Here is a 12,306-nt window from a genome sequence, read left to right as displayed (position 1 = left end):
ATCCAGGCTGCTCGGCACCTGCATCAGCCCTTTCTGATGGTGCACAGCGAGGCGGCTGCCATCCCACAGGGTGCGCACAAATTTTACGCGCGGCTGACCGGGCAGAAGCAGGAGCTGTGGCTCGACAACGTCACCCAGTTCGATTTCTACGACCGCGCTGCGCCGGTGAAGGCCGCGAGCGACGCCGTTGCCGCGCACTTCAGCGCCACACTAGGCGATGCAGGGGAGGCGGGACAATGAGCCCCGTTACCCGCCGGCAGGTCGTGGCCTCGGCAGTCTTCGCCGCGACGCTTGCAGCTACCTCCTTGCCGGCCTTGAGCAAGCAGTCCACGGCTGCGCTGACAATCGAAGACAAGACCGCCATCGCCGAGGCAGTGGCGGGGATCGGCCTCTATGCCGATTTGCGCGAATGGAACCGGGTCAGATCCTATTTCGCGGCCCGCGTCACGACCGATTATACCAGCCTTTTCGGTGGCGAGGTTGCGACCAGCGACCGCGACGCGCTGATTGCTCAGTGGCAAGGCCTTCTGCCGGGCTTCGACGCCACCCAGCACCTCATCACCAACATCGTTGTCGAAGGCGCTGGCAACGATGCGGTTGCGCGCAGCCACGTCCGCGCCACCCACTGGTTCGACACCCGGTTCTGGACAGTTGGCGCCAGCTATCTACACCGGCTGGTGCGGACGCCCGAAGGCTGGCGCGTCAGCGCCATCGCTATCCGCCGCCTGTACGAGGAGGGCGACCGCGCCGTGCTGGCGGCCGCCGCTGATCGGGTGAACGCGGCGGCGAAGTGAGCAGCCGGCTGGTAGCCACTGTTGCCAGCTACTGGCGCAACACCGTGTTCTTGGTGCCTTCTTCGACCTGGTCGATGACCAGCAGCTTGACTGGATCGGCGCCGACATTGGTGGCCTGATGCCACTGCCCGATCATTTCGATGATGAAATCGCCTGACTTGTACGTGGTGCTCTTGCCGGTCTCGACATTGGTGACCTGAAGCGTTCCACCCTCAACATAGGCATAGCGGGGAAACGGGTGCTTGTGGACCGGTAACGTCGCGCCCGGCGCGATCTCATAGGACGAAACCAGGACCTGCACGTTTTTCTGAGGCAGCGTGATCGGCTGGCCGGACGCCGTCTCGGTGCGCGAGGCAAGCGGGGTCACGACGACCGGGGTGCCGCTGGCGTCCAGCGCGTGCGCGGCGGTTGCGGACAGGGCTGCCGTTAGCAGCAGCGTCGTCGATATCAGAATTTTTCGCATGATTCCCCCCAAGCCCAACTTCACCATCGCGCAGCAAATTTCCGCGCGCAAGCGTCTCCTTTCGGGAGCACCCAGCCGCCTCTCCTGAACATGCCAGGCGTCATGCCGCGCGTCGCCCGGAACGTGCGTGAAAGGTGGCTCTGGTCGGCGAAACCTGCCGCGATGGCGGCATCGGCGAGGCCGAGCCCCTGTTCTATCAAGGTGCTGGCGCGACGCAATCTCCGGTCGCGGATATAGGCCGCGGGCGTCAGGCCAATTGCCTTCTTGAAATCCCGGATGACCTGGAACCGGGTGACACACGCGGCGTCGGCAAGCCGCTGTAGGTCGAGCTGCGAGCCAAGTTCGCGTTCAATAACGTCCTCGTAGATCGAGAACCTTTGTCGCGATCCCGAACATTCGACCTCTTCGGTTCGCCCGCCCCAATCGCCATGCCGAACGATGAGATGCCTCAAGGCGACGAGCAGCGACGCCTCAGCCTGCGTTGAGTCCTGGGACGTCGAGCCCTCATGCGCCGCCGCCAACGCTGCGGCGAGATTGCTGTCTTCGATGATCGCGCGTGAAAAAACCGGAGCGTCAGCCCCGCCCAACTCGCGGGCGACGGCCGTCAGCAGCGGCACCGAGGGATAAAACGTCCGGTAGGCCCAGCCTTCATCGGCACCTTGTTCGCCATCATGCCACTCCTCGGGATTGACGACGGCAATTGCGCCTGCCGGAGCGAGAACGCTGTGGCGCCTGATGCGAATACGTTCGCAGCCAGAAGTAATCAGTGCGATCACATAGGTTGGGTGCGTGTGCAGCTCATAACGGTGCTGCGTGAAGCGCGCGTTGAACAGGCCAAGGTCCGGGAAGCAGGGATGGCGCCAGTATTTCCTGATCTCTGTCGCGTCCACGTATTTCGTCCCCGCTGCGGTCAATCTGGTTCAAGACGCCTCTTGCGCGACCTTCTAATCGTGATCCCGGATCAAACCATGACCGCCTTTGCCGGCGTGGAAGGAGCATCATGCTGCATAATGACCCCATCGCCGCTCTGACACCAGAGGTCATAGCTTGGCGCCACCATATCCATTCCAATCCCGAACTCGGATTCGATGAGAACGAAACGGCACGTTTCATTGCCGAGAAACTGCGCGCCTTCGGCTTCGATGAGGTGCATGAGGGGATCGGCGGAACCGGGGTTGTCGGCGTGCTGCGCAACGGCGCGGGCACGCGCGCCATCGGTCTCCGCGCCGAGCTGGACGCGCTTCCGGTCGTCGAGAGGACCGGCTTGCCCTATGCCTCCAGGAATGAGGGCGTGATGCACGCCTGCGGCCATGACGGCCACACAGCCATGTTGCTCGGCGCCGCCAGGCTGCTCAGCCAATCCCGCGCCTTCGACGGCATCGTCTACTTCATCTTCCAGCCAGCCGAAGAAAATGAAGGCGGCAGCTTGCGCATGATCGAAGACGGCCTGTTTAGGCGTTTCCCAGTCGAGGCGATGTATGCCGTCCACAACTGGCCGGGCGTCAGACTGGGGACCATCGCCGCTCGCGTTGGAGCGCAGATGGCCGCCGTCGACAATTTCGAGATGACCTTCGAGGGTCTTGGCGCACATGCCGCCATGCCGCAGCTCGGCGACGACCCGATCCTGGCCGCGGGCGCCTTTGTCCAGGCCGTCCAGCGCATTGTCAGCCGCTCGGTTGATCCGCAAAGCGCGCTGGTCGTCAGCCTCACCCAAATCCATGGCGGCAATGTCGGCAACATCGTGCCTGGGAAGGTCTGGCTGCAAGGCACCTGCCGGTTTTTCGAGCCCGGTCATTCCGATCATTGCGAGAAGCTGATCGGCGAGATCGCTGGGGGCATTGCCGCAGCTCATGCGCTCAAAGCCACGCTCGACTACCACAAGGGCTATCCGCCGCTCATCAACACGGCCGACGCGACCGCGCGCGCCATCGCGGCAGCCGCCGCCACCGTCGGCAGCGAGAACGTTTCGACCGAGTTCAGCCCGAGCCTCGGCTGCGAAGATTTCGCCTTCATGATCCGTGAGGCAGGCGGCTGCTACGCGTGGGTCGGAGTCGGCGATGTCGGGCCCGGCGAGGGCCTGCACGGCGACCGCTACGTCTTCAATGACGAAATCGTGCCGACCGTGCTGCGCTACTACGTCAATCTGGTCGAGCAGACGTTTCCCGCCTCCTGAACCGTCAGAGGGAAAACTGTCGGCTCAGCGAGAAATTCCGATCTGACGCGCTTCGTGGGCGATAGGCCGGGAAATAATCATGCGCGACACCAACGCCCCTCACCCGACTGTGGCCACGAGTTGCGTTACCCGAACGGGATTTTCTAGCGCTGCCTGCGCGGTATCGGCCTGGTTTTCATCGACCTGCGCCATCACAAAGATGACGCCTTGTTCAACGTTCGGCTCAGCCGGCTTTTTGGCAACATCGGCAGATGCCTGGAGAAGCCCACCAGCAAAGCCGCCGCAGGCCCCACCGACGAGGACCATGCCAGCCACGGCTCCGACAGGATCAATGCCGGTGGCTCCAAAAGCACCCAGGCCGATTAACAGACCAGCGACCGCGCCAAATGCGACACCGCCCGGACCGCGCAGGACAGCGCTGATTTCGTCGTCGTATGGTCCGATGACGCTGATCTGTTCGTGAGAAATTCCTGCCGCCTGAAGCGCGGCAACTGCACGCGCTGCCTGGTCGCGGGAATCGAAAAGTCTGCTGATTGTTCGCATTTGACACAGCCCATAGGATAGTCGCCCGCCGCTCATTCGAAGCGGCGGGCGTCTCCTCCCCTCATCCATCTTCGCGCTAGACTTGCTCAAACATGAGACCGCTGCAAACGTTCCTGGCTGGGCTTCGGTCCGATCCGAGAAGCCTTGCCGTTGGACTTAAGTCTGACCTGCCGCGCGCAATGGGTCCGGCTATCGAGCCGCCCGGAACCGCTACCGCTCGCACTCGTTCGCCGCAAGTTCACAGGAGGAGCTCATGGAGAGAGTGTCCACCATCCTCCAGCCTGTTTCCAACCGACATTCAGCCCCGTGTTAGGCTTCGCCAGGAGAAAGGAAATGGCCGACAACAAGTGCAATCGAGACTTCCTCGACCACGACCGCCTTTCAGTCGACGAGTATTACGAGGTGGAACATTTCGCGCGAGAAAATGGCGTTTCGCCCAGCCAGGTCAGTAAGCTGATCAAAAAGAACGGTAACGATCGAATGACCCTTACTCAAGCGGTGAGAGAATTGCGCGACCGGAAGTGAAAATACGCCGCATCTTGTGCCTGGGGGAGATCGAAAGCGTTGGCGTTGCCGCGTCACGACTTGCCGCCTCGCTCGACGAGACCGTTGCGCTTACGCAAAAAAAACCGCTGGCTGCGGTTTCCGTCCCGTCTGTAAGCCCTAAGTTCCCTTGCGATTGATCGGTTGCAGATCAAAGATGGCGTCGCTAAGCGTCGTTCGACAACAGATTGGCCGGTTCTCTCGAATCGTGCCGCTGGCGCGACGCGCCGCCGACCGGGCCGTTGGGGACATGGCGCGATACAGAGCGACAAGACTGATCGATCGATGGAATGCACTGTCGCTGGCCACCCAGTTTCTGCTCGCCGGCGGGCTGTTCTCGCTGTCGGCGATGATCGTGGTGGGAATTTCAGTGACAAGCCAGATAGAAGCAGCGGTCACCCGGAACTCGGCTTCTGCGACTGCTCTTTACGTCGACAGCGTTATCGCGCCGCTGCTCCCCGACATGCGCAGGAGCGAGGTGCTGGAGGAGAGCGTTGCCCACGCGCTGGATGAGACGCTGGGGCAAGGCGCACTCGGCACAAGGCTCGAATCCTTCAAGCTCTGGCGCCGCGACGGCACCATCCTCTATTCAACCAATAAAAATTTGGTCGGGAAGCGCCTTCCACTCAGCGACAATCTCCGGGCCGCATTCGCAGGCGACATAGTTGCTGAATTGGACAGGCACTATGATAATCAGGCTGAGAGGGACAGCGGCTTGCATCTTCTTGAAATCTATAATCCGATGCTTCAGCCGTGGTCGGGCGAAGTCGTAGCTGTTTTGGAATTCGACGAGATCGCCACCGATTTTGAAAAGGACCTCCGGCAGGCACTCGTTCGGACCTGGTTCGATGTCGCTGCCGTTACCACACTTTTTTTCCTTGGGCTTTCGGCGATCGTTTTTCGTGGCAGCCGCACGATTCGTTCCCAGAGCCACTCCTTGAAGCGGCGCATTGCCGAACTTTCCGATCTGGTTGCTCAAAACAGAATGTTGAGATTGCGGGTGCAGCGTGCTTCGCAGCGCGCCACGGCACTTAACGAACGTTACCTCAGGCGGATCGGCGCGGACCTGCACGACGGGCCGGCGCAACTGGTTGCCCTCGCTGCGCTAGGGATCGACAGCCCCGTGCTAGCCGATCCTGCCACGCCGGCCGCGGCGCGCGCACGGGAATTGCAGGTGGTCAAAGCGAATTTGGACGATGCGATGCGAGAAATCAGAAATGTCAGCAAGGGCCTCATGCTGCCGCATGTCGAGAATGCCGAGTTGACGGAAATCCTTGAGCTTGCCGTGCGAGCGCACGAAGAGCGAACCGGCGTCAAAGTGATGCTGTCCATGACCGGGGGGCACGCACCCTTGTCACCAGCGGCCAAGATCTGCATCTTTCGCTTCATTCAGGAGGCGCTGAACAACGGCTTTCGCCACGCCGGGGGTGCCGGTCAATCGGTCGCGAAACATTTCGACGGGGAGCGCGTTTCTATCGAGGTTTCCGACACCGGCCCAGGTTTCGACCCGAAGATCATCCACCCTGAAAGGCTGGGGCTCATCGGGCTACGTGAGCGGGTAGAAAGCCTCGGCGGCCAATTTGGTGTAACATCTTCACAGAATGGCACGGTGGTGAAAATGGTTCTCAACATAATTGAAATAGGACAGGCGTGATGGCAGCCGCCATAAAGCTCGCCATCATCGACGACCATCCGCTGTTCAGGGAGGGCGTCGTGCGCACTCTCGAGCAGATCGGCGGGTTCGAGATCGTTGCCCAAGGCAGCAGTAGAGACGATGCCTTGCGGATATTGGAAGACCAGCAGCTCGATATTCTCCTGATGGACATCTCGGTGCCTGGAGGGGGCCTCAGTGCGATCGAACCGGCTCTGGAGCGGCATCCGGATCTGAAAATCGTGATGCTGACCGTTTCGGAGGAAAACCAGCATGTCATGACCGCCTTGCAGAGCGGCGCAAGAGGCTATGTCCTGAAGGGGGTCGGGTCGAGAACCCTGGCCGCCATACTGCGCACGGTGGCTATGGGCGAGCGGTATGTTTGCCCGCAATTGTCGGCGCGCGTGCTGGTCGACTTGTCTGCCCAGTCAACCGCGACCGCGAAACCCGACGCGCTGGCCGAACTCACCAGCCGCGAAAGAGAGATCCTGACGCTCGTTGCCGCGGGATTGAGCAACAAGCGGATCGGTCTTCAGCTGAACCTGCACGAGAAAACCATAAAGCATCATATGACGCGAATTCTCGCCAAGCTCAATGTGAGCAACCGGACCGAAGCCGCGATGACACTGCGCGACGCAACCGAACATCAGCATCCGCCTGCCCGCCATCCTGCGTGAAGCAAGGTAGCCTTGCGGCCTGTGAACTCGCCATCACTCGATCATGCCGAGCAGTCTTGCCCGATCGGAGTTCGTTGCCTGCCGCCGAATGATGGTGCGGCCCATCGCATCCCGCATTTCATAATGGCCACCGTCGATGCGCTCGCTGAGCCCATTGGAATGCACTACACCCACACTTGGCCCGCGCACTTCGATCCGGTCTCCAGTGGTCGCGTTGACATATACTTTTGGCTTGTTGGCGGGGTTAACCGCGGCAACTGGATTTGCAGGGGGATTGCCTTTTGACGATTTTGATTTGCCCTTGCCCGCGTTGGCATTGGAGTTCGAGCTCCCGGGAGTTCCAGCGTTCCCGGAGTTTCCAGCGTTCCCGGAGTTCCCGGAGTTTCCAGAGTTCCCGGAGTTCCCAGAGTTCCCGGAGTTCCCAGCGTTCCCAGAGTTCCCTTGTGCCTGGGCGGCCTGCGGGCTAAGCGTCAGGGACAGGCCGTCCTGTGCCACACGGTAGGGGCTCACGACGAGAATCAAGGTCGATGCGGTGAGGCAGATGGCGACGCGAAGCCTTCGAAGAGATTTGAGCCTGCGCTGCGATTGAGAGCACGAAGGCCGCACATTCATCATGGCGAGAACTCTTGGCTCACGAAGCCTCAGGCGTTGCGGCCGTATCGCGTCTGTGGTCAATGAATTTGCCAATAGCACGCTAGAATATCCTCTGACCGTCACGGTCTGCGTTGCATTTCCACCTGTTTCGAATTCGCCCGAACCAATCCTCTGTACTCTGCACCATCTATCACGCTTTCGCCATCATCAGGCGGTGTCAAGACCCACCAGTCTCACGGGGAGAAACCGGTGGGTCTCGCTAGCGCAGGAAGGGACTCATTACTGCGCAAGTGTGTTGCCTTCATTGATCGGGCCCATCAGCCGATAATAAGCCCGACGGCCGCGACCCCGAACACCAAGCCAAATACCGGAAAAAGCAGCCAGCGTGCTTGGTGAATGCTGGGGTCCATTGCAACCTCCTGTCACGGGTTGGCATCGCAACGACGCCTGCAGGAGCTCGGTTCCTGAAAACTCTCCCATCTCAGGCTTTTGCGATAGCGGTCCCGGACCAAAGCACTGCCTGTGCCAGCCCATAGTCTACCAGCGGACAGACTGAAGCCCTATCTCAGGCCTTTTCGACAAGGCCCTATCTCAGACCTTTTCGACAAGAAGGGCGCCGTCGAGGGTGATCCATGAGGTTACGGCTGGGAGGGTCCTCCACCGCAAAAGCCAGCCAGCTGGAACGGCGCGTGTACTGGGACGTAAATAGCCGCCGTTCGAGAAATGGAGACTCCTCTCCAACTTCATCCGATGCATGTTGAAGGGGACCGCCGTGGGGCCGCGGACCCCTCCTTTACGCCGAACAGGGGTTAGGTCAGAATAAGGACGATCTTAAGCGTACCCGGGTCGACGATCACGATTCGGCCATCGGCCAATATGAAATACTCATAGGATTCGTAAGCCGGGACGATCTCGACGATTCGCGGTGGCAGACGACGCAGCTTAACCCTCTGCCGCGGAACCTCGACACCCACTGAGATATCAAAATCGACGCTGGCAACCGGTTCGACCCTTTCCTGCTTGAGGATTTGGGTGATTTCCGTTTTCTGTTCAACGGTCACATTGCTGATCGCGCCGGTCGAAGTCTCATCCTGAGTAGAGGTCGTGCCCTGAGTCTGCTGCTCGGTGGTGGCACCGGCCTCGCCCTGGGTCTGCTGCTCGGTCTGGACCTTGGCCTTGTCCTGCGCCTGTTGGTCGGTTGTGGCACCCGCCTCGCCCTGGGTCTGCTGCTCGGTCTGGACCTTGGCCTTGTCCTGCGCCTGTTGGTCGGTTGTGGCGCCAGCCTCGCCTTGGGTCTGCTGCTCGGTGGTTGCGCCGGCTTTGCCCTGGGCTTGCTCATCGGTCTGCATCTTCGCCTTGCCTTGAGCTTGGTCCTCGGTGCTGGCGCCGGCCTTACCTTGGGACTGTTCGCCCATCGCACCTTCCGGGCAACCGGCCGAGCCGGCCGGGCAATTGGTGTCGGCGCCCGACTGGGTTTGGGCCGGCTGCTGTTCCTGAGCGAGCGCTGCTCCACAGCCAACGCCGATGGCCAGCATACTGGTGATCAGAACTTTTTTCACGAGACGTCTCCTTCGAAAAGTCTGTCCCTTCACGGGGAAAACCACCTCTGGAAAGTTTTGTTCCAGGCGAATTGACCGGGCGGAAGCGATCGGAGCCTGTTGGAACAAACAGTCCGCCTTCATGCGCGCTGAGCCATGGTGGGCGCGCCGAATAGGGTCCGTGTCTTTGTTCCAGCAGCAGAGGTGCGGGTTCCCTTATTCGGCCGACGCCAGGTCCTGGTAGGGGGGCGGAGATTGAAAAAATCCGCGCTCGCTGCCGGGCGAATCTCTTCCAACCGCCGGTTAGTAGACGCCGGGCAGCCGGCACGCGTATGATTTTTTTCGGTCCGCGCGCACCGGGCACATCCCAGCCCCCAAGCCGTGCTTGGTGACCGCTTGATCGCCCCGTCGCACCTGCAGGTACGGCGGGCTTTTTTTGTCGGTGCTAGAACTTGCTGCATTCAGCACAGCATGTTCTTACGCAGACAATGCAAATGGCCAGCGCTCCATTCCACGACGCAGCCCTGGGAGTCAGACACCGTGGAAGAACCTATTTGGGAAACCAACAAAATCCATGCGGCGCGCGTTCGGCAGACCGCCGAACGCGGAAGGGCGCTCGTTGAGGACCTTCGCTACACACTGGCCTGTCACAACGCTTGGTGCGGGCGTCGCGTGCGCGGCTGAAGCGGTCCAAGGACCAGGGCGTTGCTACCGAGCCTTGAAACCGAAAGCAGCCGAAATGGTCGGACCGGACCATCTTGCCGTAAAAACTGCCGAAAGCTAAAATTATACATTAGCAAGTTGGGACAGAGTTGAAGCAGAAGACTTGTTCGCGAAATGGACAAGAACACTGGCCGCAGTCTCCCTGAATGGCTTCAGAGGCATCTGCCCGATGATCCGCTGATCGCATGGGATATCGCTACCAAGATTTCGAAAGAGACTCTGGGGAAAATGGGCTTGGCCGCAGCGTTATCAGGAAGGGCGATCGAAACGAGAATTTGAACGAGAAACAAGACGAAGCTGACGACGTCGTCGGCGAGCCATACCCGGTCGCCTTGCTCCTGGTTCTTTTATACTCTCGATGGTGGGCGGGGCAGTGTACGCGGTCCTTCGTCGGGAGGAGTTTCTATAGCGGCGAACACAAACCTGCGGTTTTTTCCTTAGAGGGTGGAACACTGTCCTGCGACAAAAGTTTAGTGCCAGCAGCGTAGTATTGTCCCTCATACAAATGCTGCGAGATCGGTGGCCCCGACCAGCCCGCGTCCTCTCCCGGAGGGCGCGGGCTTTCTGCTGCCGCGTCTTTCCGTCGCCGCGAATGGTGCCGCCGGGCGGTCTTTGCGGTTTTCATCGGGAGCAATGGAGTTCAGAGCGTCGTCGGCTGCAGGTTGCAGCGGTACACAGCGACATTGCGCATGCGGTCCCAGTCCTGCGATGCGTTTTGCTTCAGTCCCGAATTGGTCCTTCCTTGACAGCAAAAAGCGCTCTTCACATATTTCCCCGCAGCCGTCGCTCACGGCTCTCGTGGAAGCTCAACACTCGTTCAGTTGAATGGAGGTTCTAATGAACGACAGGACTTTTGACCGGCCTGTTTTCGTCAAGAGAGGGGAGTTCATGGTGGAGGAAATCGAATGCTTGGCTGATGCTTTCGAGTTCCTGCAGGAATGGCCGAAGAATCGCAGAGGGCCAATCTTTGACACGGCGTTCCGAGCTTGCCAGCGCGCCTACGACGGCCAAGTTCCCATTTCAGTTGCACGCGAGGCTTTCGCCGGCTTCGCGAGATCGGCCAAGATCCTCGAGGACGTCTCTGCAGCTATGCCCTGGATGACGGCACCGAAAACCGGTCGCGGTGGCGTGACGGCATAACCATGTAGGTCCTTGGCGACGCCCTTGTGAAAATCGCCGGCATGGACAATCCGCCAAGCAGTTCCTGGCCGGTAGCGATGCCGTTACTGCGACAAGGGCGGCGCTTGAGGCACGGCTTGAGGAAATTCGCGCATTCGAGGCTTTGTCCGATTCGACAGATGGGTATTTCTAGCTCAGAGCCCGGAGAGCGCGGCCACGCTGGGTCGAACAGGCCCCGAGCGAATCTCGATATCGAGGAGACGAAACCGGCCCCGGCGTCTGCGGGCTGCCGAGTGTATAGCGGCGGGGGAGGGCACAGCGCGGGACATTCGCAATCTGGCCTCGTCGGGCACTGATACTGACCTCGCGACAACGATCAGCATGGAGTTCGCCATGGCGACGAGCAGGATGGCGTCCCCTTGGCCAAGGCGGGTCACTGGGACGATGCCGGCGCGCGCGAAGCATTCCGCGTCGCTGTCGTCCGCGACGTCGACAGGACCGTCGTTTGGATGCTGGTGGGGAGTGTTCCTCAAGCGGAACATTACCGTCCGCTAAGGGTGTGTGGGATCAGTGGGTCTACCCCCACGCTCAGCCTGCTGGAGATCGGGCTGCATCCGGTCGGCCCGCGCCCAGAGGAGTAGCGCGGGCGTTTGCTTGCGCTTACCGGCTCAGACTTTCGACCGTCTCAATTATGGCCGCAAGAGCCGTCGCCCTCGTGGATCGGCTCGGGGCGGTAAAGCAACAGGACGGCTCATCGCTCGGCAGCACGCCGGCAGGGGCATGGCTGTTCAATAGCCTTACGCACAGGCTTGAGGGCGGCCCAAGCGTTGCTGATGTCATCGTGGCCGTCCATGCTTTCTTCGCCAGATGGACTGTCTCAACGTCGACCGTGAAGGCAGGGGCCCAGACGAGGCGAGGCCCTGTTCCATCAAAATCTAGCGACTGGGAAAGCGCACTGGAAAGCACGTGCGGTAACAGTTGATTCAACCATTGCTGGTATTTTAGAGCAGTGTGGTAGCGGCTCCGGCAATGTGAGGCGGGGTGCTGAATTGCCGGAGCCGCCTGCGCAGTCCGGTTGGGTTTGACCGCGCCGTCCTATTCTGGGACAGCGCGGTCAACGATTCGTTAAAATGAGAACTAATAACTAATTAAGCGTATGCTAATTGAATCGCGGTTTTGCGGGTCAATGCATGCGTTTGAAGTTCGTCCCGCCACTAATGCCGACCTTGGTTGAGAAGCCTCCCGAAAGCGGTGTCTGCTTCATGAGCTCAAGTTCGACGGCTATAGGTCGCAAATGATTATTGACGAATGCGGAACGCGCATTTTCACCCGCCGTGGGTTGGACTGGAGGACCTCCGCCACGCGTCGCTGCAGGATTTTTGCGAGGGAGAATAAGCGGAATTCCGCCTCGGTTTTCGGGAGTGTTCGTCAAGCGGAACATAAGCTTGTGCTAACGGTTGTGTAGGATCAGTGGGCAACCCCCAAGAT

General features: G+C 60.3%; 11 protein-coding genes and 1 pseudogene. 7 read left to right on the top strand and 5 right to left on the bottom strand.

The annotated features are described in order from the left end of the window. Together EOA85_RS13770 and EOA85_RS13765 are read left to right on the top strand one after the other, a co-directional pair. A pseudogene (locus EOA85_RS13770) lies at positions 1-240 on the top strand (hypothetical protein); the annotation flags it as partial. Then, a complete protein-coding gene (locus EOA85_RS13765) occupies positions 237-794 on the top strand; it encodes a nuclear transport factor 2 family protein (protein WP_127209795.1) in 558 nt (185 codons plus the stop codon). The pseudogene EOA85_RS13770 and the gene EOA85_RS13765, both read left to right, overlap by 4 nt. Before the next feature lie 28 nt (positions 795-822). On the opposite strand, the gene EOA85_RS13760 is transcribed toward EOA85_RS13765, so the two are convergent. Further along, positions 823-1,257 (bottom strand): cupin domain-containing protein, encoded by a 435-nt coding sequence (locus EOA85_RS13760; protein WP_127209794.1) that lies wholly within the window; start codon positions 1,255-1,257, stop codon positions 823-825. Between the two features lie 20 nt (positions 1,258-1,277). Then, entirely contained in the window at positions 1,278-2,147 is an 870-nt protein-coding gene (locus tag EOA85_RS13755) for an AraC family transcriptional regulator (RefSeq protein WP_127209793.1), read from the bottom strand. A 110-nt stretch (positions 2,148-2,257) separates the two neighbouring features. Between EOA85_RS13755 and EOA85_RS13750 the strand changes: the two genes are divergently transcribed. Continuing rightward, positions 2,258-3,430 (top strand): amidohydrolase, encoded by a 1,173-nt coding sequence (locus EOA85_RS13750; RefSeq protein WP_127209792.1) that lies wholly within the window; start codon positions 2,258-2,260, stop codon positions 3,428-3,430. Between the two features lie 99 nt (positions 3,431-3,529). On the opposite strand, the gene EOA85_RS13745 is transcribed toward EOA85_RS13750, so the two are convergent. Next, a complete protein-coding gene (locus EOA85_RS13745; RefSeq protein ID WP_065007729.1) occupies positions 3,530-3,973 on the bottom strand; it encodes a hypothetical protein in 444 nt (147 codons plus the stop codon). Positions 3,974-4,306: 333 nt separating this feature from the next. Between EOA85_RS13745 and EOA85_RS13740 the strand changes: the two genes are divergently transcribed. The 3 genes from EOA85_RS13740 to EOA85_RS13730 all read left to right on the top strand — a co-directional run bounded on the left by EOA85_RS13740 (position 4,307) and on the right by EOA85_RS13730 (position 6,844). After that, a complete protein-coding gene (locus EOA85_RS13740) occupies positions 4,307-4,498 on the top strand; it encodes a DUF3606 domain-containing protein (RefSeq protein WP_029353282.1) in 192 nt (63 codons plus the stop codon). Between the two features lie 268 nt (positions 4,499-4,766). Next, on the top strand, positions 4,767-6,170 hold the full coding sequence (locus EOA85_RS13735) for a sensor histidine kinase (RefSeq protein ID WP_127209796.1): 1,404 nt from the start codon (positions 4,767-4,769) through the stop codon (positions 6,168-6,170). After that, the gene (locus EOA85_RS13730) at positions 6,170-6,844 is read left to right on the top strand and encodes a response regulator transcription factor (RefSeq protein WP_127209791.1); all 675 of its coding nucleotides are present in this window, start codon (positions 6,170-6,172) and stop codon (positions 6,842-6,844) included. Before EOA85_RS13735 ends, EOA85_RS13730 begins: the two co-directional genes overlap by 1 nt. 33 nt (positions 6,845-6,877) lie before the next feature. On the opposite strand, the gene EOA85_RS37450 is transcribed toward EOA85_RS13730, so the two are convergent. Together EOA85_RS37450 and EOA85_RS13720 are read right to left on the bottom strand one after the other, a co-directional pair. Further along, positions 6,878-7,033 carry a hypothetical protein gene (locus EOA85_RS37450; RefSeq protein ID WP_156768274.1) on the bottom strand — a complete coding sequence of 52 codons (156 nt, stop codon included), beginning with the start codon at positions 7,031-7,033 and terminating at the stop codon, positions 6,878-6,880. 1,214 nt (positions 7,034-8,247) lie between these two features. Beyond that, entirely contained in the window at positions 8,248-8,997 is a 750-nt protein-coding gene (locus tag EOA85_RS13720) for a DUF1236 domain-containing protein (RefSeq protein WP_127209790.1), read from the bottom strand. A 1,539-nt stretch (positions 8,998-10,536) separates the two neighbouring features. Between EOA85_RS13720 and EOA85_RS13715 the strand changes: the two genes are divergently transcribed. Next, entirely contained in the window at positions 10,537-10,839 is a 303-nt protein-coding gene (locus EOA85_RS13715; RefSeq protein WP_029353270.1) for a DUF982 domain-containing protein, read from the top strand. Positions 10,840-12,306: the final 1,467 nt, after the last annotated feature.

This window comes from Mesorhizobium sp. M5C.F.Ca.IN.020.29.1.1 (genome assembly GCF_003997375.1).
GTDB classification, from domain to species: domain Bacteria; phylum Pseudomonadota; class Alphaproteobacteria; order Rhizobiales; family Rhizobiaceae; genus Mesorhizobium; species Mesorhizobium wenxiniae.
This window is presented reverse-complemented; position numbering and strand designations above follow the sequence as displayed.